The 22,502-nt window shown below is 53.2% G+C and carries 25 protein-coding genes; 16 read left to right on the forward strand and 9 right to left on the reverse strand.

Annotated elements, in window-relative coordinates:
• Nucleotides 1–25 precede the first annotated feature (25 nt).
• The 11 genes from EYC98_RS03760 to EYC98_RS03810 all read left to right on the forward strand — a co-directional run bounded on the left by EYC98_RS03760 (nt 26) and on the right by EYC98_RS03810 (nt 8,604).
• Complete coding sequence (locus EYC98_RS03760; RefSeq protein WP_279243964.1) at nt 26–496, forward strand: F0F1 ATP synthase subunit B; 471 nt, start codon at nt 26–28, stop codon at nt 494–496.
• Between the two features lie 11 nt (nt 497–507).
• Nucleotides 508–1,044 carry a F0F1 ATP synthase subunit delta gene (locus EYC98_RS03765; protein ID WP_279243965.1) on the forward strand — a complete coding sequence of 179 codons (537 nt, stop codon included), beginning with the start codon at nt 508–510 and terminating at the stop codon, nt 1,042–1,044.
• A gap of 22 nt (nt 1,045–1,066) precedes the next feature.
• On the forward strand, nt 1,067–2,611 hold the full coding sequence (gene atpA, locus EYC98_RS03770; protein ID WP_279243966.1) for a F0F1 ATP synthase subunit alpha: 1,545 nt from the start codon (nt 1,067–1,069) through the stop codon (nt 2,609–2,611).
• Between the two features lie 6 nt (nt 2,612–2,617).
• Nucleotides 2,618–3,484: a F0F1 ATP synthase subunit gamma gene (gene atpG / locus EYC98_RS03775; protein ID WP_279243967.1), complete on the forward strand. Its 867-nt coding sequence runs from the start codon at nt 2,618–2,620 to the stop codon at nt 3,482–3,484.
• 13 nt (nt 3,485–3,497) lie between these two features.
• Nucleotides 3,498–4,895, forward strand: a complete 1,398-nt coding sequence (atpD, locus tag EYC98_RS03780) for a F0F1 ATP synthase subunit beta (protein ID WP_279243968.1) — start codon at nt 3,498–3,500, stop codon at nt 4,893–4,895.
• A 27-nt stretch (nt 4,896–4,922) separates the two neighbouring features.
• Complete coding sequence (locus tag EYC98_RS03785; RefSeq protein ID WP_279243969.1) at nt 4,923–5,348, forward strand: F0F1 ATP synthase subunit epsilon; 426 nt, start codon at nt 4,923–4,925, stop codon at nt 5,346–5,348.
• A 314-nt stretch (nt 5,349–5,662) separates the two neighbouring features.
• Nucleotides 5,663–6,127 carry a hypothetical protein gene (locus EYC98_RS03790; RefSeq protein WP_279243970.1) on the forward strand — a complete coding sequence of 155 codons (465 nt, stop codon included), beginning with the start codon at nt 5,663–5,665 and terminating at the stop codon, nt 6,125–6,127.
• Between the two features lie 192 nt (nt 6,128–6,319).
• Entirely contained in the window at nt 6,320–6,817 is a 498-nt protein-coding gene (locus EYC98_RS03795; protein ID WP_279243971.1) for a TspO/MBR family protein, read from the forward strand.
• Nucleotides 6,818–7,021: 204 nt separating this feature from the next.
• Nucleotides 7,022–7,336: a YbjQ family protein gene (locus EYC98_RS03800; RefSeq protein ID WP_279243972.1), complete on the forward strand. Its 315-nt coding sequence runs from the start codon at nt 7,022–7,024 to the stop codon at nt 7,334–7,336.
• A gap of 6 nt (nt 7,337–7,342) precedes the next feature.
• Nucleotides 7,343–7,792 (forward strand): YbjQ family protein, encoded by a 450-nt coding sequence (locus EYC98_RS03805; RefSeq protein ID WP_279243973.1) that lies wholly within the window; start codon nt 7,343–7,345, stop codon nt 7,790–7,792.
• Complete coding sequence (locus EYC98_RS03810) at nt 7,789–8,604, forward strand: M48 family metallopeptidase (protein WP_279243974.1); 816 nt, start codon at nt 7,789–7,791, stop codon at nt 8,602–8,604. The genes EYC98_RS03805 and EYC98_RS03810 overlap by 4 nt, the downstream gene beginning before the upstream one ends.
• Here the strand turns inward: EYC98_RS03810 and EYC98_RS03815 are convergent, their stop codons facing one another.
• Nucleotides 8,605–8,925: a hypothetical protein gene (locus tag EYC98_RS03815; protein WP_279243975.1), complete on the reverse strand. Its 321-nt coding sequence runs from the start codon at nt 8,923–8,925 to the stop codon at nt 8,605–8,607.
• Between the two features lie 124 nt (nt 8,926–9,049).
• Here EYC98_RS03815 and glmU point away from each other — a divergent pair, with 124 nt between their 5' ends.
• Nucleotides 9,050–10,408: a bifunctional UDP-N-acetylglucosamine diphosphorylase/glucosamine-1-phosphate N-acetyltransferase GlmU gene (glmU, locus tag EYC98_RS03820; RefSeq protein WP_279243976.1), complete on the forward strand. Its 1,359-nt coding sequence runs from the start codon at nt 9,050–9,052 to the stop codon at nt 10,406–10,408.
• Here glmU and EYC98_RS03825 read toward each other — a convergent pair.
• Both EYC98_RS03825 and EYC98_RS03830 read right to left on the reverse strand, forming a co-directional pair.
• Complete coding sequence (locus tag EYC98_RS03825) at nt 10,405–11,667, reverse strand: TAXI family TRAP transporter solute-binding subunit (protein ID WP_279243977.1); 1,263 nt, start codon at nt 11,665–11,667, stop codon at nt 10,405–10,407. The genes glmU and EYC98_RS03825 overlap by 4 nt on opposite strands.
• Before the next feature lie 20 nt (nt 11,668–11,687).
• Nucleotides 11,688–12,545 carry an SIS domain-containing protein gene (locus EYC98_RS03830; RefSeq protein WP_279243978.1) on the reverse strand — a complete coding sequence of 286 codons (858 nt, stop codon included), beginning with the start codon at nt 12,543–12,545 and terminating at the stop codon, nt 11,688–11,690.
• 71 nt (nt 12,546–12,616) lie between these two features.
• Here EYC98_RS03830 and uvrD point away from each other — a divergent pair, with 71 nt between their 5' ends.
• Together uvrD and EYC98_RS03840 are read left to right on the forward strand one after the other, a co-directional pair.
• Nucleotides 12,617–14,764 carry a DNA helicase II gene (gene uvrD / locus EYC98_RS03835; protein ID WP_279243979.1) on the forward strand — a complete coding sequence of 716 codons (2,148 nt, stop codon included), beginning with the start codon at nt 12,617–12,619 and terminating at the stop codon, nt 14,762–14,764.
• Nucleotides 14,765–14,794: 30 nt separating this feature from the next.
• On the forward strand, nt 14,795–15,955 hold the full coding sequence (locus EYC98_RS03840) for a TRAP transporter substrate-binding protein (RefSeq protein ID WP_279243980.1): 1,161 nt from the start codon (nt 14,795–14,797) through the stop codon (nt 15,953–15,955).
• Between the two features lie 9 nt (nt 15,956–15,964).
• Here EYC98_RS03840 and EYC98_RS03845 read toward each other — a convergent pair whose 3' ends face one another.
• The 3 genes from EYC98_RS03845 to EYC98_RS03855 are packed head-to-tail and all read right to left on the reverse strand — an operon-like array spanning nt 15,965 to nt 18,262.
• On the reverse strand, nt 15,965–16,354 hold the full coding sequence (locus EYC98_RS03845; RefSeq protein WP_279243981.1) for an acyl-CoA thioesterase: 390 nt from the start codon (nt 16,352–16,354) through the stop codon (nt 15,965–15,967).
• A 22-nt stretch (nt 16,355–16,376) separates the two neighbouring features.
• Complete coding sequence (locus EYC98_RS03850) at nt 16,377–17,744, reverse strand: TRAP transporter large permease (protein ID WP_279243982.1); 1,368 nt, start codon at nt 17,742–17,744, stop codon at nt 16,377–16,379.
• Nucleotides 17,741–18,262 (reverse strand): TRAP transporter small permease subunit, encoded by a 522-nt coding sequence (locus tag EYC98_RS03855; protein ID WP_279243983.1) that lies wholly within the window; start codon nt 18,260–18,262, stop codon nt 17,741–17,743. The genes EYC98_RS03850 and EYC98_RS03855 overlap by 4 nt, the downstream gene beginning before the upstream one ends.
• A gap of 95 nt (nt 18,263–18,357) precedes the next feature.
• Here EYC98_RS03855 and yaaA point away from each other — a divergent pair, with 95 nt between their 5' ends.
• Nucleotides 18,358–19,128: a peroxide stress protein YaaA gene (gene yaaA / locus EYC98_RS03860; protein WP_279243984.1), complete on the forward strand. Its 771-nt coding sequence runs from the start codon at nt 18,358–18,360 to the stop codon at nt 19,126–19,128.
• A 7-nt stretch (nt 19,129–19,135) separates the two neighbouring features.
• Nucleotides 19,136–19,756 (forward strand): DUF938 domain-containing protein, encoded by a 621-nt coding sequence (locus EYC98_RS03865; protein WP_279243985.1) that lies wholly within the window; start codon nt 19,136–19,138, stop codon nt 19,754–19,756.
• Between the two features lie 10 nt (nt 19,757–19,766).
• Here the strand turns inward: EYC98_RS03865 and EYC98_RS03870 are convergent, their stop codons facing one another.
• From EYC98_RS03870 to EYC98_RS03880, 3 genes are read right to left on the reverse strand one after another with little or no spacing between them, the layout of a single operon-like run.
• Complete coding sequence (locus EYC98_RS03870) at nt 19,767–20,936, reverse strand: GNAT family N-acetyltransferase (RefSeq protein WP_279243986.1); 1,170 nt, start codon at nt 20,934–20,936, stop codon at nt 19,767–19,769.
• Entirely contained in the window at nt 20,929–21,804 is an 876-nt protein-coding gene (ubiA, locus tag EYC98_RS03875; protein ID WP_279243987.1) for a 4-hydroxybenzoate octaprenyltransferase, read from the reverse strand. The genes EYC98_RS03870 and ubiA overlap by 8 nt, the downstream gene beginning before the upstream one ends.
• A gap of 54 nt (nt 21,805–21,858) precedes the next feature.
• Nucleotides 21,859–22,431, reverse strand: a complete 573-nt coding sequence (locus tag EYC98_RS03880) for a chorismate--pyruvate lyase family protein (RefSeq protein ID WP_279243988.1) — start codon at nt 22,429–22,431, stop codon at nt 21,859–21,861.
• Between the last annotated feature and the right edge of the window lie 71 nt (nt 22,432–22,502).

Below are 22,502 nucleotides of genomic sequence, written 5' to 3' on the forward strand. Positions count from 1 at the left end.
ACAGGTATTCTGTGAGGAGCAGGGCGTGAATATAAATCTTACGCTTATTGGTCAAATGCTGGCTTTTGCCGTATTTGTGCTGTTTTGCATGAAGTATGTGTGGCCGCCGATTTTGGCAGCTATGGCAGAACGTGCAGAAAAAATAGCTGACGGCCTGGCGGCCGCGGACCGTGCTAGCCATGATCTGGAATTGGCTCAAGAGAAAGCTGTAGAGCGTCTCAAGGAAGCTAAAACAGAAGCGGCAGGCATTGTTGATTCAGCAAACAAGCGCGCTAATCAACTGGTTGAAGAAGCCAAGCAACAAGCTGTTACTGAGGGTGATCGCCTGAAGGAAGCTGCGCAGGCAGATATTGATCAGGAAGTTAACCGAGCCCGTGAGCAACTGCGCGGACAGGTAGCTGCCCTGGCTTTGGCCGGTGCTGAGAAAGTATTGGGTGCCGAAATCGATCATCAACGCCATTCAGCGTTGGTCGATAAACTGGCAGCAGAGCTGTAAGGCGGTAGGCAATGGCTGAATTAAGCACAATTGCACGCCCCTATGCCCGCGCCGCGTTTGAGTACGCCCGCGATAACAGCGTATTGGCTGCATGGTCTGAGCAACTGTTAATGGCGGCTGCGGTTACCCGTGATGCAACTATGCGTCAGGTACTCAATAACCCCGCAGAAACTGCTGAGCAGCTAGCTACATCGCTGATTGATGTGTGCGGCGACAGTTTGGATGACAACGGTCGCAGCTTCGTCAATATTCTGGCGAGCAACAAGCGGCTGACGCTGCTTCCGCAGATTTCTGTGATGTTCGAACAGTACAAGGCAAATCAGGAACGTACGGTAGAAGTACAGGTGTATTCGGCATTTGAAGTGTCCGAAGAAACTGAACAGACCCTGGTGCAGGTTCTGAAAAACAAATTGGAACGCGATGTCAAAGTCGACACAACTGTCGATGAAAAGCTTTTGGGTGGCGTTCTTATTCGAGCTGGCGATCTCGTGATCGATGGCTCCGTGCGCGGTAGGCTGAATAAGCTTGCCGAAGCAATGAACTCCTAGATTTAGGATAGAGGAAACAAGCATGCAGCAACTGAATCCCTCTGAGATCAGCGACATTATCAAGCAGCGCATCGACCAGCTCGATGTGACTAGTGAAGCCCGTAATGAGGGTACGATAGTGTCGGTGACTGACGGTATTATCCGCATTCACGGTCTTACCGACGTCATGTACGGTGAGATGATTGAATTTGAAGGCGGCCTTTACGGTATGGCGCTTAACCTAGAGCGCGATTCTGTTGGCGCCGTGGTGCTGGGTGACTATCTTGGCTTAACAGAAGGACAGACCTGTCGTTGTACGGGTCGTATTCTGGAAGTGCCTGTCGGTCCAGCACTGCAGGGACGCGTTGTTGATGCCCTGGGTAACCCCATTGACGGTAAGGGCCCAGTGGGCACTACCGAGACTGACGCATTGGAAAAGGTAGCGCCCGGCGTTATCGCTCGTCAGTCAGTAGAACAGCCCGTGCAGATTGGATTGAAAGCAATTGATGCGATGGTGCCGATTGGCCGTGGTCAGCGTGAGCTGATTATTGGCGACCGTCAGATCGGTAAGACGGCTATTGCTGTTGACGCGATCATCAACCAGAAAAACACCGGCATTAAGTGCGTCTACGTTGCAGTTGGCCAGAAGGCTTCCTCTGTAGCCGCTGTGGTGCGTAAATTGGAAGAGCACGGCGCGATGGGTCACACCATTGTGGTCGCAGCTAACGCTTCTGATCCTGCTGCCATGCAGTATCTGGCTCCGTTTGCAGGCTGCACTATGGGTGAGTACTACCGTGATCGCGGCGAAGATGCGCTGATTATTTATGATGATTTAACCAAGCAGGCTTGGGCCTATCGTCAGATCTCACTGTTGCTGAAGCGTCCCCCGGGTCGAGAAGCTTACCCAGGTGACGTATTTTATCTCCACTCACGCTTGCTGGAACGTGCGGCTCGAGTGAATGTTAAATACGTTGAGGACTTTACTAATGGTGAAGTTAAAGGCAAGACAGGTTCATTAACGGCTCTGCCAGTGATTGAGACGCAGGCCGGTGACGTATCAGCTTTCGTACCGACTAACGTGATTTCTATTACAGACGGTCAGATCTTCCTGGAAGCTGACATGTTCAACGCGGGTAACCGACCTTCTATGGATGCGGGTATCTCTGTATCGCGTGTGGGTGGTGCTGCTCAGACCAAGATTGTTAAGAAACTGTCTGGTGGTATTCGTACCGCTCTGGCTCAGTATCGCGAGCTGGCGGCTTTCTCTCAGTTTGCTTCAGACCTGGATGATGCCACCAAGGCACAGCTGGATCATGGCGAGCGCATTACCGAGCTTATGAAACAGGCTCAGTACGCTCCACAGAGTATCGCCGAGATGGGCGTTGTACTGTACGCCGCTAACGAAGGTCATCTGCAGGACGTAGAAGTCGAGAAAGTGCTTAGTTTTGAATCTGCACTCTTGTCTTACATGCACGCTGAGCATGGCGACCTGATGAACAAAATCGTTGAAAGCGGTGACTACAACGACGAGATAGAAGCGACCTTCAAAAGCGCGATCGAGAAATTCAAGTCTACACAGACCTGGTAAAACGCAATGGCAGCTGGAAAGGAAATTCGCACACAGATCACGAGTATTAAAAGTACTCAGAAGATCACCAGTGCAATGGAAATGGTCGCCGCAAGTAAAATGCGTCGTGCCCAGGAACGTATGCAAGTAGGCAAGCCCTACGCTACTCGCATGCGATCAGTGGTTGGTCACATAGCCAACGCTAATCCTGAGCACAAGCATATGTTTATGCAGCAGCGCGAAGTGCGGCGGGTAGGTTACATCCTGGTTTCGACTGATCGCGGTTTGTGTGGTGGCTTAAACACTAACTTGTTTAAAGCCACGATTAACTCGATGAAGGACTGGCATGATGCCAATATCGAGATTGACCTGTCGTTGATTGGCGCCAAGGCTGCCGCTTTTTTTGGTAGCTACGGTGGCAATGTTGTGGCGGCGGTGCGTGATATAGGTGAAGACCCGGCGATCGGTGATCTGATTGGTGGCGTAAAAGCCATGCTCGATGCCTACGCCGATGGCAAGATCGACAAGTTGTTTCTGGTAAGTAATGAATTTGTAAATACCATGACGCAAAACCCTCAGGTTGAGCAGCTATTACCGCTAGAGCCAGAGGACAACACCGAAATGAAGCATCACTGGGATTACATCTACGAGCCCGATGCTAAAGAATTACTGGAAGGTCTGCTGACGCGCTATATCGAGTCGCAGGTATACCAGGCGGTAGTGGAAAATGGTGCCTGTGAGCAGGCTTCGCGAATGCTGGCAATGAAGAACGCTACCGACAATGCCGGCGACCTGATTGATGACTTGCAGTTGATTTACAACAAAGCCCGTCAAGCAGCGATTACCCAGGAACTTTCTGAGATTGTCAGCGGCGCCGCTGCAATCAGCAATTAACGAGGATACAAACATGAGCAGCGGACGTATCGTACAAATTATTGGCGCGGTTATTGATGTGGAATTCCCACGTGATGCCGTGCCCCAGGTATACGATGCACTGAAGGTGCCCGAGAAAGATTTGACCCTGGAAGTCCAGCAGCAGTTAGGTGACGGCGTTGTCCGCACTATTGCCATGGGAGCTTCTGAGGGTGTTAGCCGTGGACTGTCAGTGGAAAACACCAACGCCCCTATATCAGTACCAGTAGGTATTGAAACGCTGGGCCGTATTATGGATGTACTCGGCAACCCAATCGATGAGTGTGGACCGATTGGTGAGAAAGAGCGCATGGCTATTCACCGTAAAGCACCTAGCTACGAAGAGCTGGCGGCTTCAGATGAATTGCTGGAAACCGGTATTAAGGTAATCGACCTGGTTTGTCCTTTCGCCAAAGGCGGCAAGGTTGGCCTGTTTGGTGGAGCCGGTGTTGGTAAGACCGTCAACATGATGGAGCTGATCAACAACATCGCTACCGAACACTCCGGCTTGTCAGTATTTGCCGGTGTTGGTGAGCGTACTCGTGAAGGTAATGACTTCTACTACGAGATGCAGGAATCAAAAGTTGTTGATGTGGAGAACTTCTCCAATTCAAAAGTGGCCATGGTTTATGGTCAGATGAACGAGCCACCTGGAAACCGCCTGCGTGTAGCGCTTACCGGTTTGACCATGGCTGAAAAATTCCGTGACGAAGGCCGTGACGTTTTGCTGTTTGTAGACAACATTTATCGTTACACCCTGGCGGGAACTGAAGTATCAGCGCTATTGGGCCGTATGCCTTCTGCGGTGGGTTACCAGCCTACATTGGCCCTGGAAATGGGTGAGTTGCAGGAGCGTATTACGTCTACCAAGACTGGCTCAATTACGTCTATTCAGGCGGTATACGTACCAGCGGATGACTTGACTGACCCCTCGCCTGCTACCACTTTTGCTCACTTGGACTCTACCGTTGTATTGAGTCGTGACATTGCCGCTAAAGGTATTTACCCGGCGGTTGATCCACTGGATTCTACCTCGCGTCAGCTCGATCCACTGATTATTGGTACCGAGCACTACGACACAGCTCGTGGCGTGCAGTCTGTACTGCAGCGTTATAAAGAGCTGAAAGACATTATCGCTATTCTGGGTATGGACGAACTGTCTGAGGAAGACAAGCAGACAGTAAGTCGCGCGCGTAAGATCGAGCGTTTCCTGTCACAGCCTTTCCACGTGGCAGAGATTTTCACTGGCTCTCCCGGTAAGTACGTGTCTCTGAAAGAGACTATCGCCGGTTTCCAGGGAATTCTCAGCGGCGAATACGATCACCTGCCTGAGCAGGCGTTCTACATGGTTGGCGGTATTGAAGAAGCTGTCGAGAAAGCCAAGTCGCTGTAACGCAGCTGCTTAGAGAGGTATACATCTATGGCTATGACCATACATTGTGACATCGTAAGCGCCGAGCAGGAGATCTTCTCTGGCTTGGTGGAGATGCTTGTCGCAACCGGCAGCCTTGGTGAACTGGGTATCAGCTACGGTCACGCGCCGTTGCTGACCAGCCTGATACCAGGTCCTGTGCGGATTATTACTCAGAACGGCGAAGAGGAAATCTTCTACGTTTCGGGTGGTTTTCTGGAGATTCAGCCAGGTATTGTTTCTATTCTCGCCGATACAGCGATTCGCGCTGACGACGTAGATGAAGCGGCTGCTGAAGAGGCTCGTCAGGCTGCAGAGCAGGCATTGGCCAACCAGTCCGGTGAGTTCGACTATGGCCGAGCGTCTTCGCAGTTGGCGGAAGCTGCTGCACAGCTGCTTACTATTCAAAAGATTCGCCGCAAAGCCGGCAAGTAACCAACAGCACGACTATCAGGGGGCTACTGCTTGGCAGTAGCCCCCTTTTTATTGAGCGCGATGAAAACCCGGCCTATCTCTTTGATCTTTATCACTTATTAGCACGCCGTGTTAAAGAAAAGGTGAGCGAAATAGATGGGCTGGTAGCACCGCTCGGGGTGTATCTACGTTAAGAAGCTTATGCTCACTTTCTAACACTCGGCTTTTGTTGTAGATTTAAGGTAGGTTGAAATCGCCAAAACGCATTTACAGCACCTGCGTATTATCTCGCCCCGCAGGTGGGATACGCTCTTAGGCGCTACGTGGGAGTGAATATGAATTGGGAAGCCATTGGCGCTCTAGCGGATTCTGTTGGTGTTATCGTAGTCATCGTTACTTTGATTTATCTGACTATCCAACTTCGCCAGAACACGAAAGCAATTAAACATTCCACTGACAGGGGAGTTTTCGATGATGCGAACAAATGGATGTTCACCCTAATCGAAAATCCTGAGATAGCGGAGCTCTACGTTTCCGGGATGCAAGACGAGAAACTAACTTCAAGCGAAAAACTCCGGTTCAGCCTTCTACTAAATACGCTATTCGTTCATTGGAATCATGCTTTCGAGACGGGCGCGTTTGAAATCGTGAACAATTCACAAATCAAAGGAGTTTTGTCTCGTCCTGGTGGTGCAGCGTATTGGAATCGAACACTGGTGAGCGAATCTATCTCTCTTAGCGATGGTTTTATTGCACACGTAAATGCTCTTGATAATGAACTTAAGAGAGTTGAGAGTTGAGACGTAAGGCTTAATGACTGGAAGATGTTATGGCGGTGGCCATCAGTATGAAGTTGAAAAGCGCATAGGGTCAATGTGGTAAACCTTTACATAGCTGGCCTTCTGATCGCTGGAGCCATCGCTAAAGCCAATGAAAATCGATGTGCTTAAACTCGGGTCAACGCTGTAGTTGAGGCAAAATGGGAAGCTAGTATGGGATCAGATTCAAAACTGAAACAGTTGCTCGGCCTCACTGCTTGGCTGCTTGTTTGCTTTGCCGCGTCAGCTATTGGTGCGGTCGCTTCTATTCAGGCCAAATCCTTTTACGCAGATTTGGTGCAGCCCGCATGGGCGCCACCAGCCTGGGTTTTTGGGCCGATGTGGACTTTGCTGTATGCGATGATGGCAATTTCGGCCTGGCTGGTCTGGCGTTCCGGGGGGTTACGTTATCATCGCTTTGCTTTTTCACTGTTCTTTGCGCAACTGATATTAAATGGTCTTTGGAGTTGGCTCTTCTTTGCCTGGCACCTGGGCGCGCTGGCGTTTTTGGACATTGTATTGCTCTGGCTCCTTATTGCCGCGACCATTGTGTGTTTCTGGCGTGTGCGTCCTGTAGCTGGAGGACTACTGGTACCCTACTTACTGTGGGTAAGCTTCGCGGCGGCTCTCAACTTTTCTTTGTGGCAGCTAAACGCAGAACTATTGGGTTAGTTTTGGGAGAACAGCGATATCACGGAATACCCTTTGCGGGGCCTTTTTTTCCATTGGTGTATAGGAGCTGGCCGATAGTTGGCATCCCTGTTTGGTATCACAGTGCTAAAGCTGTGTGGTGCTCCGTTTTTAAGTTAGATTAGAGACCTATGGCATAGGGCCTTGGCCGCAGGTCCAGGCACCGCAAAAATTTTGGAGACACTAGTGATCATAACGAATACTGAAGAAATTCCCGGCAAGGTGATTCTCGACTGCCATGGGATAGTATCCGGCAGTACTGTGCGCGCTAAGCACGTAGGACGTGACATTATGGCGGGTCTGAAGAATATTGTTGGCGGTGAACTGGTCGGCTACACCGAGCTATTGATTGAAGCTCGCGAGGAGGCTCACCAGCGTATGCAGGAACAGGCGGTGCAGTTGGGTGCGAACGCCATCGTCAATGTACGATTCTCTACCTCATCGGTAGCTGCCGGTGCATCCGAGATTTACATTTACGGCACTGCGGTCACGGTAGAGTAAGCCGCCATGATAGATCTCTATATTCTGCTGGCGCTGGTAGTAACCGGCTATGTTGTCGGACAGTTTTTGGAAAAACGTCACTACCGCTCCATCTATGAGCGTGAGGCTGAATTGGTCGCTATACCGACCACATCCAGTAAGCGTCCTATCGGGCCGATACCTGACCAGGTACGTGCGCAGTTGGTTGAGGGGGCCTGTGTTATTTCGGTAGATTACTTTAAGCGTTTTGTGGCGGGCCTGCGGCAGATTTTTGGTGGCAATGTGCGCAGTTACGAAACGCTGGTAGACCGCTCTCGTCGCGAGGCGATCTTGCGGCTTAAGGAGAGCTGCGCGAACGCTGACCAGATTATTAATTTGCGTATAGAAACCTCCTCTATAACCAAGGGTAAGCGCGGTCAGGTAGGTGCCATCGAAATACACGCTTATGCGACGGCCCTGTATTTTTATAGCCAATGAAGTACACCCCGCGCCTGCCGGAGCGCAACAGTAACGTTTCACACGAGCATCCGCTGCGCGAGTTCTTGGTCCTGGTGACAGGTACTGTGGCGTTGTTTGCGGTGATTTTTATTGGCATGGGATTGTTGGTTGATATCGCAGTGCGCTATATCGACCCCGAGCTGGAAGCTACCTTGTTCAGCAGTTTCGAGAGCAACGACGTCCTCGTTCTTAATGAACAGGAGCAGGCGTTGCAGCTACTAATGGACCAGTTGAGTAGCTGTATGGAGATTGGTTACCCGGTTGATATTCGCATTGAAGCCTCACCCCACGCCAATGCCTACGCTATGCCGGGCGGTGTCGTTGTGGTTCATTCGGCGCTGCTTGAGCAGATAAAAACCGAGAACGGTTTGGCCTTTGTCCTGGCGCATGAACTGGCTCACTACCAAAATCGAGATCATTTGAGGGGTATGGGTCGGTCGGTTGTATTGCTGGCGACTTCGGTTGTATTAACCGGCGCGGGCTCTGATGTATCTTCCCTGCTGACGCCGGTGTTTGGCGCGGAGATAGCACAGCACTCTCAATCTCGTGAAAGCGGGGCGGATGCTAGCGCACTGGGGGCCCTGCAATGCCATTATGGTCACGTCGGTGGTGCTACAGAATTCTTTGCTCTGATAGCTGAAACCGGGGCCGCCGCAGATTGGTATCTGGCGCATTATTTCGCCAGTCATCCGCAAGCGCTGCAGCGTATTGATGACGTCAATCAAACAGCTATCAGCGAGGGCTACCAGAAGGGTGAGCTCCAGGATTTGCCATCAGCACTGCGGCTTTGACTATTTAGACAAGCTTCCCATGCCGGACGTATCGATACCTTTGACCGCATCTTTGGCCATTGCATCGCCATCTGTAGCTTCAGCTATTCGCGCAGAGGAATATGCCTGAGCCGCCGCATTGCCGGCTTGCGCGGCCTGTAGCTGCAATCGTTTGCCCTCAGTCTCCCCCGCGAGCCAGCCAGTTTGATAGTCAGCCTCGGTTTGGTAGCGGCTCTCGTCGCGAATAAAGTGTTCAAAAGCATTACCAGCCTCATAAATTCCGCTGTGACGCCCGTCATGGAAGCCCTCTATGTACGCGGTGCTGCGACCCTGATCAGTCAATTGGCTAGGTGCTGTGATGTCCAATCTGCGAACCCGGTCGCGTTATCAAGGTTGCTACCTACCGAGCTCTGACATTTAATGTCAGGTGAATTAATCTCTGATCTATTGCCTACAGGAAACTGCTATGTCTCTGGAAGTTGTGATTCTTGCCGCCGGGCAGGGCACGCGGATGAAATCGGGTCTACCCAAGGTACTGCACGCAGTGGCTGGAAGACCGATGCTGCAACATGTAGTTGATTCAGCGCAGGCGCTGTCGCCGTTGGCCTGTCATGTGGTGGTTGGCCATGGCGGTGACAAAGTGCGTGAACAGCTAGAGCAACCCGGCGTGCAATGGGTGGAGCAGACCGAGCAGTTGGGCACCGGGCATGCGGTTCTGCAGGCACTGCCTGATTTGGCCGATGACAGTATTGTTTTGGTGTTATACGGCGATGTACCTTTGATCACCAGCGCGACCCTGCAGACCATGGTTGCAGCGGCCAGTAAGGGACCAGCATTACTGACAGCAATGATGGCAGATTCCGGCGGTTATGGCCGAGTTGTTCGTGATGACACCGGCGCTTTTGTTGCGGTTGTAGAGGACAAGGACGCCAGCCCGGAGCAGAAACTGATTAAGGAAATAAACAGCGGTGTGCTGGCAGCTCCTGCGGCACAGTTACGAGAGTGGCTGCCCGCCGTTGGCAATAACAATAGTCAGGGTGAGTACTATTTGCCAGATATTTTGTCACTCGCCGTGAGTCAGGGCATTACGGTGGCAACTTGCCAGGCAACCAGTGAACTCGAGATTCTCGGGGTTAATGACCGCGTGCAATTGAATCAGGTCGAACGCGAGTATCAACAGCGGCAGGCGCAGGCCTTGATGTTGTCTGGCGTAACTTTGGCTGATGCCGGGCGCATCGATGTGCGTGGTACGCTCTCTTGTGGCAGTGATGTGTTTATTGACGCCAACGCTGTTTTTATAGGCGACGTCAGTCTGGGCAGCAATGTGCAGATAGGCGCTAACTGTGTGTTGATTAATACCAGCGTTGATGACGGCAGTGAAATATTGCCCTTCTCGCATCTGGAGCAAGCCAGCGTTGGTAAGCATTGTGCCGTTGGGCCCTACGCACGTCTGCGCCCCGCTGCGGTATTGGCTGAGGGCGCCAAAATTGGAAATTTTGTTGAGGTGAAAAAGTCCACTATCGGCAAGGGCAGCAAGGTTAATCACCTGACCTATATTGGTGACTGTGAAATGGGTGTCGGCGTGAATGTAGGGGCTGGAACCATTACCTGCAATTATGATGGCGCTAACAAATACGTCACTACCATTGGCGATGGCGCTTTTGTGGGCTCAAATTCTACCTTGGTAGCGCCGCTGACTATTGCTGAGAATGGCTTTGTAGGTGCCGGTTCGGCCATCACTCGTGAAGTAGGTTCAGATCAGCTGGCAGTTTCGCGCGCTAAACAGCGCAATATCGACGGCTGGAAGCGTCCCAGCAAAGACTAGCTAACGGGCCCCACCTTCGCAGTCTCCGCGGGCTGTTTGCGCACTTCATCCATAGCCCGCGTCAACAGTTCTATGAAAATTCGGAAGCTATCGTCGGCGGCCAGTTTTTCTTTAATCAGTGATTCAAAGGCTTCCAACTCGAGTTGTTGCAGCTCCGCCAACAGGGGTTCCGGCGGTTCTTGCATGGCGCGCATACGTATCGCAAAAATGCGTGTGTAAAACTTGTCGATTCGGTCCTTCTTGCGATGCGCGTGCCAGCGCGTTAGCGCTACCATCCCGGTTAACACCAAAAAAACCAGGTAGACCACCAGATTGATTGACTCCGCATAGCGCTCCAGCATGGAGGGTTCGTCGCGCGCCAAGTATCGCCTGGCGCCAGAATGCAGCGGGAAGTTAAGCTCCAGTGGATTGAAATCCCCGCGAATGCCGGCAAACACTTCCGGCGCGATAGTGGCGAAGCGCGGTTTTTGCTCCAGCAGGGTGCGGGTGAGTTCATAGATCACACCTTCTGGCACCGCCTTATTGGTAGCCAGAATGGCATCCACCGCGACGGTATAAATGGCCACTTCGTTACCGGGCAGATCGTAAGTGCGCGCTGGAATTACTTTCGAGTGCATCTGCGGCATCATATAGCTGATGGCTTGCGACGACATAGCGCGGCCTTCATTGTCCTGACGTAATGAAAACAGCTTGTAGCCAGGCCTGAACCAGCTCGGTTGAGCTGGGCTGATTGGCCCGAAGTGGACCACCACGTCTGGCTCCTGGCCATCCAGGTTTGTAATTAGCTTATAGTCTGTCTCTTGCAGTCGTTGCCGCTTCGCAACCAGCTTAATGAAGGCTTGACCGGCCAGCGAATGCTCACCGACATAGATGATCTTGTTCATTAATGGCTGCTCAGCGTGCGATATATCAACGCCATCGCGCACTAGCAGATGCAGAACGCTTTCATGCATCGGCAAAATAGCTCGCATACCTGATTGGAATGGCGTGCTGTTTTCCACCAGCGCGAGCTCCACCAGACCTTCGGTAAGGGCCTCGAACTCGCCCACATCTGACGTCAGCGATACCGGCGTTATCCGCACCGCTGATTGTTGTTTAAAGATGTCTTGTAGCGCCTCCATATGGGTGTCGCCGTAGCGCGCAGCGAAGATGCTAAGTTCGGTGGGTTCGCGGCTGCAACCAGATAGCCCTGCTATAAGTGTTGTCAGCAGTAGCAATGTTAGGGCTGCCCTGGTTGCACTCACGAGTGATTTGGCCACGCTCTTTGTCCCTGATACGGTCATTGTTCAGTCCGCAGCGATTGTAAGCCACGGTTAAGGCGGCTCAGGTGGCGGTTGATATCCGGGCCCTTCATTTTCGATACACCTACCGCCAGAATGTCGATGATAGCCAGGTGGGCAATTCGCGATGGCAGCGGTGTGTAGCTTTCGGCCGGGTCCTGGTCTACGTCGATATAAATGGGAATTGAGCACTGGGCGGCTACGGGAGTGCTACTGGGTGCGAGCCCAATAGTGACTGCCCCCGCCTCCTTGACCATGGCCATGGCGTCCAGCAGCGCTTTGCTGCGACCACTTTGGCTGATTGCCACCACCACGTCTTTTTCGCTGAGTGACATGGCAGACATGGTTTGAATATGTGGGTCAGAATAGGCAGCGCTAGAAATTTGTAACCTGAAAAACTTGTGCTGGGCGTCAACTGCCACCGAGCTGGAGGCGCCAAAGCCATAAAACTCCACTCTTCTGGCTTTGCACAGTGCCGCTACCGCAAGCTCTATAGCTGCTGTGTCCAGACTGTCGCGGACGTTCTCCAGAGTGTGCAGGGTCGACTCAAATACCTTCAGCGTATAGTCCCTGGCGCTGTCGAGTTCGCTGAGCTGAAAGGCTTCTACACTAGGCGTCGACTGGGTCAGGGCCTGAGCCAAATCCAGCTTGAACGACTGAAAACCGTCACAGCCTATAGCGCGGCAAAATCTTATGACGGTGGGTTCGCTCACAGTGGCGGCTGCGGCAAGATCAACAATACGCATATGAATGACGCCATCAGCGTGGCTGAGAATGAACTCGCCGACCTTGCGTTCGGACGGGCTCAGCGCGTCTAGCCGCGTGGCGATTTGCTTGAGAATAGTTTTATGCTGCACAAAGCCTAGTTTATACACTCCGGTGTGCAAAAGGTAATGCGCGGGTGATAGTGAGTTGGATAGAATGGGGGATGGACGTAACCGCTATTCTAGACCCCCTTAATTCCGCTCAACGCGATGCCGTAGCTTGCGAGAGCCAGAACCTGCTAGTGCTGGCCGGTGCTGGCAGTGGTAAAACCAGAGTACTGGTGCATCGTATAGCATGGCTTATTCAGGCGCAGGGCCTGTCTCCCTTCTCTATTCTGGCGGTGACCTTCACCAACAAGGCCGCTAGAGAGATGCGCCTGCGCATTGAGGAGATGTTGCATATTGGCACCCATGGTATGTGGGTTGGCACATTCCATGGTCTGGCGCATCGTTTGCTAAAGTCACACTGGAAAGAGGCCCGGTTGCCGCAGAATTTCCAGATACTGGATTCTGATGATCAGCTGCGGCTGGTAAAGCGCATTTGCCGCCAGCTTGAATTGGATGAGAGTCGTTGGCCGGCGCGTCAGGCCCTGTCGTATATCAATAGCCAGAAAGATGAAGGTTTGCGAGCAGCTCACATAGAGGCGCCCGGTCACGACCCCTATCTGCAAACCATGCTACGAATTTATCACGCCTATGAGGCGGCCTGTGAGCGCGGGGGCCTGGTGGACTTTGCTGAACTGCTGCTGCGCGCCCATGAACTTTGGCTCAAGAATCCAAGTCTGTTAGAGCACTATCAACAGCGCTTTCGGCACATACTGGTGGACGAATTTCAGGATACCAATACCATTCAATATGCCTGGTTGCGAGTACTGGCGGGTGATACGGTGCCGATTGTTGCGGTAGGTGATGATGACCAGTCGATTTACGGGTGGCGCGGGGCGCGGATTGAAAACATTCAGCGTTTCAGCGATGACTTTGCTGATACTCGTACCGTGCGTCTGGAGCAGAATTATCGTTCCACCAGTACCATTTTGCGTGCTGCCAATGCGGTCATTACCAACAATTTTGGGCGTCTGGGTAAAGAACTCTGGACCGACGGTGAAGAGGGTGATCCGATCACACTTTATGCCGGGTTTAATGAGCAGGATGAGGCGCGTTTTATTGTCGAGCGCATAGAAGATTGGATTAAGGACGGCCAGTTGCGTGCCGACGCGGCCATACTTTATCGCTCCAATGCCCAGTCCAGAGTGCTGGAGGAGGCTTTGATACGCGAGGCCGTGCCGTATCGAATCTATGGCGGACAGCGGTTTTACGAGCGTTTGGAAATCAAAAATGCGCTGGCTTATATGCGTCTGCTGGTAAATCGCGGGGATGACGCGGCACTGGAGCGGGTGATTAACACGCCGCCCCGCGGTATCGGCGGCAAGACGGTCGACCTGGTGCGTGAAGTAGCGCGTGAGCGCGAATTGCCCATGTGGCAGGCTATTGCCTGTGTGCAGGAGGACAAAATGCTGCCCAAGCGGGCACTGACAGCGCTGGAGGGGTTTTGTGTGCTGGTCAACGAGCTCGATTCCGCGTCCGTGGAGCTGACTCTGGACGAACTGGCCGATCATGTGATCAGTGAGTCAGGGCTGGTAGCGTTTTATAAGAAGGAGAAAGGCGAGCGCGGTCAGGCACGCATCGAAAACCTCGAAGAACTGGTTACGGCCGCCAAGCAGTTTGCGCCGCAAGATCAGGAACTCTCCCCGCTGCAAGAGCTGCTGGACAATGCGGCGCTGGACGCCGGCGATGCTCAGGCCGATGCGCATGAAGACAGCGTGCAGCTGATGACACTGCACTCAGCAAAGGGGCTGGAATTTCCGCTGGTGTTTCTGGCTGGTATGGAAGAAAACCTGTTTCCGCATCGCATGTCGATTGAAGAACCCGGACGTTTGGAGGAAGAGCGGCGCCTATGCTACGTGGGTATTACCCGCGCAATGCAGCAATTGGTGATCAGTTATGCTGAGTCGAGACGTCTGCATGGCAGTGAAAGCTATAATCCCCCGTCGCGATTCATTCGTGAAATACCGCATGATCTGATGCAGGAAGTGCGTCTGCATACCACTATCAGTCGGCCTCCTAGCTTGGCACAGGCGGCGGTGCCCGATACCGACCTGGCACTGGGTCAGCGGGTTTTTCATCAAGTTTTTGGTGAGGGCATGGTGCTCAACTTTGAAGGTCGTGGTGGTAATGCCCGGGTAGAAGTTAATTTCGACAATGAAGGCAGCAAGTGGTTGGTCGTGCAGTATGCCAACTTACAGGCCATGTAGTTCAGTCAAAGTGCCCCAAAGGAAGCTGTTATGCCCGCAACTAAATTAGAAACCCGCCTGTCGCCACTGATTATTCTGGTGCTGCTGTTATTGCTGGTATTGAGCACGATAGCGCTGGTGGTGGAAAAAAGCGGCAGCCGGGAAGCAAGCGGCTTTATTGTTGATCATTCAGCTACCACCCAGACCCGGGTTTGGAAGATGGTGACTACCTGGCCGAAGAACTTTCCCGGACTGGGGCTGGCGGCGGAAAATTTCTCCCGCATGGTGGACGAGATGAGCGGCGGCAGACTGACCGTGCACGTTTATGGAGCCGGTGAGATAGTGCCGGCCTTTGGCGTCTTCGATGCAGTTTCTCAGGGTGTGGCTGAGCTGGGTCACGGCGGTGCCTACTATTGGACTGGGAAGATTCCCTCTGCGGTATTTTTTACCTCAGTGCCATTTGGGTTTACCGCGCAAGAAATTAATGGCTGGTTGCACCACGGCGGTGGACTGGAGCTGTGGCAAGAGGCCTATGCTCCCTTCAACTTGATACCGATGGCAGGCGGTAATACCGGGGTGCAGATGGGCGGTTGGTTTAACAAGGAGATCAACTCGGTAGACGACCTGAAAGGGCTGAAAATGCGTATGCCCGGTATCGGCGGTGAAGTGCTGAATCGGGCGGGTGGCACTGCAGTGACCTTACCTGGGGGTGAACTGTATACCTCGTTGCAGACCGGAGTGATCGACGCGACGGAGTGGGTGGGGCCCTATAATGACTTGGCTATGGGTCTGCATGAGGTCGCCAAGTACTACTACTACCCGGGTTGGCATGAGACCGGCTCTAATCTGGAAATTATCGTCAACAAGACAGCGTATGAATCTCTACCTGCTGATTTGCAGGCTATTGTTACCTATGCGGCGCGTGCCACCAGTCAGGAAATGCTTGATGAATACACCGCACGGAACAATTCCGCGTTACAACAGCTGATAGAGGAACATGGGGTCGAACTGCGACGTTTTCCAGATGATGTCATCATAAAGCTGCATGAATCCTCAGAGTCTGCGCTGGAGGATCTCGCCGCCAGCGATCCACTAGCCGGTAGGGTCTATGCGTCGTTTAAAGATTTTTTGGAGAACGTGACGGCTTATCATCATATCTCCGAGCAAGCCTATATCAATGCGCGCGACCTCAAAGACAGTGCGCCGGACTAGCTCGGATACTTAACCAACGGCGCGGGTTCGGCCGTTTTCATCGATAGCCACAAACACAAACTCGCCCTCGGTGACTTTTAAGGGCTCGCCGTCATGCTTTGAGTTAATCCATACTTCTACCATTATTCGGGTAGAGCTGCGACCTACTTCCAGAATGTCCGTGTAGCAAGTGACCACCGCACCGACATGTACCGGAGTCAGGAACGCCATTCCGTCGATGGCCACAGTGGCGACTCTGCCACCGGCAATCTCGGCGGCGGCAATGCCACCGGCAAGGTCCATCTGTGACAGTAGCCAGCCGCCAAATATATCGCCATTGGCATTGGTATCCCGTGGCATGGCAATAGTCTGTAGCGACAAATCGCCTTGCGGAATGGGTGTGCTGTCGATGTCATTCATAGCAATGCCTGGTTTTAAACTATTATTTGAGTGCCGCCGGTAGCCAGGTCGCAATTTCGGGCCATACGACCAGCATGCTTAGCACTAGCAGCTGAATGATTATAAAGGGTATAACCCCGCGGTAGATAGCGCTGGTGGGCAAATCTGGAGGCGCTACCCCGCGCAGGTAGAACAGCGCAAAGCCAAACGGTGGAGTGAGGAAAGAGGTCTGCAGGTTCACGGCTATCATAATGCCCAGCCAGATCGGGTCGATACCCATGGCCAGCAGAATAGGCCCTACAATGGGCACCACCACAAAGGTGATTTCGATGAAATCAAGAATGAAACCGAGCAAAAAGATGACCAGCATGACTACAAGGGTGGCGCCCATGGCACCGCCGGGCATGTTATGGAAGTAGTGCTGGATCAGCTCTTCACCGCCAAAGCCTCTGAATACCAGGGAAAAAACCGCGGCACCTACCAGAATCATAAATACCATGGAGGTGACCTGCAGGGTGCTCATGAGGATTTCGTGCAGGCGTTCAAAGTTGAGCTGACGCTTGCTCAGTGCCAGTACCAGTGAGCCAACGGCGCCAACGCCCGCGGCTTCTGTGGGGGTCGCAGCGCCGCTGAGAATTGAGCCAAGGACCGCAAAAATCAGCATCAACGGCGGCAGTAAGCCCTTGCACAACTCCAGCATGCTGATACCCGCCTCTTCTTCAGCGGCAGGGGCATCTTCGGGGCGCAACCAGGCGACACCTATTACATAGACCAGATAGAGAAAAACCAGTATTAAGCCGGGAAATAGCGCGCCAACAAAAAGATCACCGACCGATACGGTTTTGGGATTGAAAATATCCATACTTAGCTGGGCGCGTTGATAAGCATTGGAGAGAATGTCGCCGAGCAGCACCAGTGCTATAGAGGGTGGGATTATCTGGCCCAGAGTGCCGGTGGCGCAAATGGTGCCAGCGGCCAAAGCCGGGTCATAGCCGCGCTTGAGCATGGTAGGCAGTGAAAGTACGCCCATGGTGACCACGGTGGCGCCCACAATACCGGTGCTGGCTGCGAGCAGCATACCTACCAGTACCACCGAAATACCCAGCCCACCTTTTACGCCGGCAAACAAGCGCGACATGTTACTCAGTAGTTCCTCGGCGATGCGGGATTTCTCCAGCACCACGCCCATGAATATAAACAGCGGGACTGCTATCAGTGTCACGTTAGTCATGGTGCCAAACAGGCGTCCGGGCAGAGCACCCAGGAAAGATGGATCAAAGTTACCGAACAGAATACCTCCGGCGGCAAACAGCAGCGCCACCCCAGCCAGAGTGAACGCTACCGGATAGCCCAACATCAGTACGCCGCAAACGGTGATGAACATATAGATTGAAGTGTAGTTTTCGGTCATGCGCTGTCTTCGTCCACCAATAGCGTGAGCGCGTTGCGGAGTAGCTCGGCGAAGCCCTGAAATAGCAGATTAATGGCCATTAGCGGGATGATACTTTTAAGCAGGAACACCGCCGGTATGCCGCCGGGGTCCACCGAACTCTCTCGAACAGCCCAGCTTTCAGTGACAAAACGCCAGCTAATACCCAGAATAATCAGGCACAGTGGCATCAGAAAGACGATCGCACCAAAGCTGTTAACCCAGGCTCGGCTGCGATCGCTAAAGCTCCGGTAAAAAATATCTACTCTGACATGGCCGCCGCTTCGCAAGGTATAGGCCGCCCCCAACATGAACAAAGTCGCATGCATGTAAGTGACAGACTCCTGCAGCGCTATTGAACCGATACCAAAGCCATAGCGTAGTATCACTACAATACCGGTGGCGAGTGCCATAGCCAGGCACAACCAGGCCAACAGGGCACCGAAGCGGTCGGTGACGTTGTCGATGATCCGAATCAGGATTTTAACGGTGGAGATCACCAGCTAGAGTCTTTTTGATTATTGTCGAGACGGGTATTATAGCCCTGCAAACCGGCTTTAACCCACCCGCAGTATTAATCAGGAAGCGCCTTATCATGTTAGTTGTTCTGTCTCCGGCCAAAACCCTCGATTACGAAACCCCCCCGACGACTCGCAAGTCAACGCTGCCGGAGTTTTTGCCCCGCAGCAGTGAGTTAGTGGAGGACGCTAGACACCTCGCGCCTGACGCCATCAGAGAGCTTATGGGCGTCAGCGCTAATCTGGCTGAACTCAACCACCAGCGCTTTATGGACTGGGGCGAGCCGTTTAATCTCGAAAATGCCAAGCAATCGATACTGGCATTCAAAGGGGATGTTTATACGGGTCTGGAGGCGGAAACCTTATCGCGTGCCGAGCTCGATTTTGCCCAGAAGCACCTGCGTATTCTCTCCGGGCTCTATGGCGTGCTGCGTCCGCTCGATCTGATGCAGCCCTATCGGCTGGAAATGGGTTTGAAATTTGCCAATCGCGGCGGCAAAAACCTGTATGAGTTCTGGGGCGATGACATTACCGAACACCTGAATGCTCAGCTCAAGAAGATGAAGTCGTCGGTGTTGGTTAATCTGGCGTCTAATGAGTACTTCAAGTCCGTTCGGGCCAAGCAGTTGAGTGCTGAAATTATTACTCCGCAGTTCAAGGAGTTGAAGAATGGCAAATACAAAATAATCAGCTTCTTTGCCAAGAAGGCCCGTGGCCAAATGGCCCGGTACATCATCGATAAACAGCTGGATGATGTCAGTGGTATCAAGAAGTTCAAGGTCGACGGCTACAAGTACAATGCCGCCGAATCGTCGGCTCGCGATTGGGTTTTTACCCGCGCGCAATAGTCTACCTATGCTGCATCCCAGTCAGCGGCCTTTTTCACAGGCCTGTGAGAACAACAAGCGACCCATACTGCAACTGTTGTCAGCGTGGCTGCGAACGGATGATACGGTGCTGGAAATCGGCAGTGGTACCGGGCAGCACCTGCGCTTTTTCGCGGAGCAGCTACCGCAGGTAAACTGGCAGCCCAGTGATATGACTGCCAACCTGACCGCTGTGCGCAGTTGGTGTGATGATTACGAGGGTCGTAACCTGCTGCCGGTGGAGGAATTGGACGTGCGCGATAACCCGTGGCCTGTTGCCATTCCGTCAGCGGTGTATAGCGCCAATACTTTGCATATTATGGGCTGGTCCAGCGTGGTAGATCTGTTTAAGGCTCTGGGCCGGGGTGCTCCGCCTGACAGTTTGTTGTTCATTTATGGCCCGTTTAATTATGCGGGGTCATATACCAGTGAGAGTAATGCGCGTTTTGATCAATGGCTGCTGGAGCGTGATGCTAACAGTGCCATCCGTGACTTTGAAGCGGTTGGCGAGCTGGCGACGGCGGCGGGCTACAGCTTACTGGATGATGTGGCCATGCCGGCTAACAACCGATTTTTGGTGTGGCGGCAACAACCTGCGGCAGCCGCTTAATCACCAGGCTTTACTCTGTCTGTTTAAAAGGCAGAAACGTCGCCGCCTGATCGATATATTGCTCGGTGTGCTCTTGCTCTCGACGCGTAAAATCGGCAATGGCAGCAGCGAAGCCGGGGTCGGCAATCCAGTGATTTGACCAGGTTTTTATCGGCGTAAAGCCACGCTGGATCTTGTGTTCACCTTGGGCGCCAGGGTCAAAGCGTTGCAGCCCCTGGGCAATACAATAATCTATGCCCTGGTAGTAACAGGCTTCAAAGTGCAGGCAGTCAAGCTCCTGCTCACAGCCCCAGTAGCGGCCGAAAAGGGTGTTACTTGAACGAAAATACAGTGCGCCCGCCACCGGTTGCTGATGTTGATAGGCCAGCACCATCACGCAATGCTCGCCTATGGCGTCACCAAGGCCGAGGAAAAATTCTTTGTTGAGGTAACCTCCATGACCACTGCGTTTGGCATAGGTCATTTGGTAAAAGAAGTGAAACTTCTCCCAGTCGGCAGAGCTGATCTCAGCCCCCGTCAGTGTGCGTAGCTCTATGTCCTGCTCTGCGACCGCACGGCGTTCGCGGCGCAGGCTTTTACGTTTGCGACTGTTGAAGGTGCCGAGGAATTCATCAAAATTGGTATAGCCTTGATTGAACCAGTGAAATTGGCTGCCGGTGCGCAACGCCATGCCGCTGGCTTCCAATACTTGCGCAGCTTCTTCATCCGGGAACAGGACATGCCAAGAAGAGGCCTCCTGTTGTTCCGCCATTTGCTTAACGGCTTGTAGCAGCAGCGGGTATATCTCTGCTGCAGATTCGCCCTCGGCCAAACACAGCCGCGGCCCGGTGGCGGGGGTGAAGGGAACCGCGGTGACCAGCTTGGGGTAATAATCGCGACCATTGCGATGCCAGGCATCGGCCCAGCTCCAGTCGAAAACGTACTCACCGTAAGAGTGGCTTTTCAGGTAAAGCGGCATCAAGGCTATCAGCTGCTCGCCCCGAAACAGGGTCAGATGCAGCGGTACCCACCCCGATTCACGGTCGGTGCAGCCGCTGGTTTCCAGCAGCAGCAAGTACTCATGCCGCAGGAAGGGGTAATCGATGCCTGCCAGTTGGTTCCACTGTGCTGCAGGTATTTCGCTGATACTGGCGATAAAACGCGCTTCTATGGCCTCCGTAACAACCTTCGTTTCATCCACCCTGGCGCATCCAATAATCTGTAGCTACACCAGCAAATAGTACTAGACCGACGTAGTTATTGTTGAGGAACGCCTTAAAGCAAAGCTCTGGCTTGCGGTCTTTGATCAGGTATTGTTGATAGCCAAACAATGCTGCAACTGCCAGCAGGCTCAGGTTGAACGCCATGCCGAGGTCAAAGCGCTGCCCCATCATCAGCAGTGCAAGCAAGGTTAGCCCCTGCAGAATGCCGATCATCAGCTTGTCCATATCAGCAAACAGGATGGCAGTGGACTTAATACCTATCTTGATGTCATCGGCGCGATCTACCATGGCGTACTGAGTGTCGTATGCGACGGTCCACAACAGATTGGCGGTGAATAGCAGCCATAGCTCTGGGGGTAATGAATTTCCGGCGGCGGTGAACGCCATCGGTATGCCCCAAGAGAAGGCCGCGCCCAGCACGACCTGCGGCAGATGGGTATGGCGCTTCATAAAGGGGTACAGCCCGGCTAATAGCAGGGCGCCAAATGACAGCAGTATCGTGAGGGTGTTGGTCAGCAGAACTAAGCCGAATGACAGTAGCACGAGTGTGCCGCAGAGAATGACGGCTTCGTTGACACCGACATGACCAACGACTAGCGGTCGTGTCCGGGTGCGAGAGACGGCACCGTCCAGGTCTCGATCAGCAAGATCATTGGCGATACAGCCTGCTGAGCGCATCAGCCAGGTGCCCAGTATAAAGATTACCAGTAGATCGACATACGGAATGCCACCGGACGCTATCCACAGTGCGCATAGCGTGGGCCACAGCAATAGCAGGCTACCAATGGGTCTGTCGAAACGGATGAGCGTAAGCCAGACGCGAATCCGTGGGGGTTTTTGGCTCATGGCGTTTTAGTCAACTCGGTGCGAGAGTAGCTTACACGCTTCCACGTCCGACACCTACCCTGATTGTTGCAGCGACTGTTGCTGCCAGCGACAAAATGGCTGCAGGAAAACCTCACTCACCAGCAGCGACTTATTGTGTAAGCGAAAGCAAGAGCGTCGCGCCCAGGCGCTTTCGCGCTGCTGCAGCTGCGCCGGTATGTAGGTATGGTTGCCGGCTAACAGAGCCAGCTGAAAAGGACTGCGACCGAGCTTTGGATGACGAAATATTAGCGCGCCCAGCGACTGCTGATTGAGCCGGCGTAGATGCCTAAGCGGGCCGTCCAGGGTTGCGGCGGGGATCACGCTGCGCGCAAACACCCAGGGTTGTTGGTGGCAGAGTAAGGTGACTTCGCGCACCAGGGCCAGTTGTCGTGTGGCCATGTTAAGGGCGCGGCGCTCTGATGGCATCGGGATACGCCAAGACTGTTGCAGCCGACATACCTCGAAGTCGCCGTTGCTGGCAGCTATTAGTGAGCTGGTGAGTGAGCCCTCGTCCAGCAGCCAGCTGCGCACCTGTGCCAGTCGCAGTGGCAGCATGGTTTGCTGGTCTTGCCAGTGGGGGTCGGGGCTGGAAGTCAGGTTTAACACAGGCCGCAGATTGTGCCACAGGCCGGTTTCAAATACAGTGCAGCGGGATAAAATCTCGCTCTGTTGGAGGG

The sequence above is a fragment of the Candidatus Litorirhabdus singularis genome (assembly GCF_026262625.1).
In the GTDB taxonomy this organism is placed as follows: domain Bacteria; phylum Pseudomonadota; class Gammaproteobacteria; order Pseudomonadales; family Halieaceae; genus Litorirhabdus; species Litorirhabdus singularis.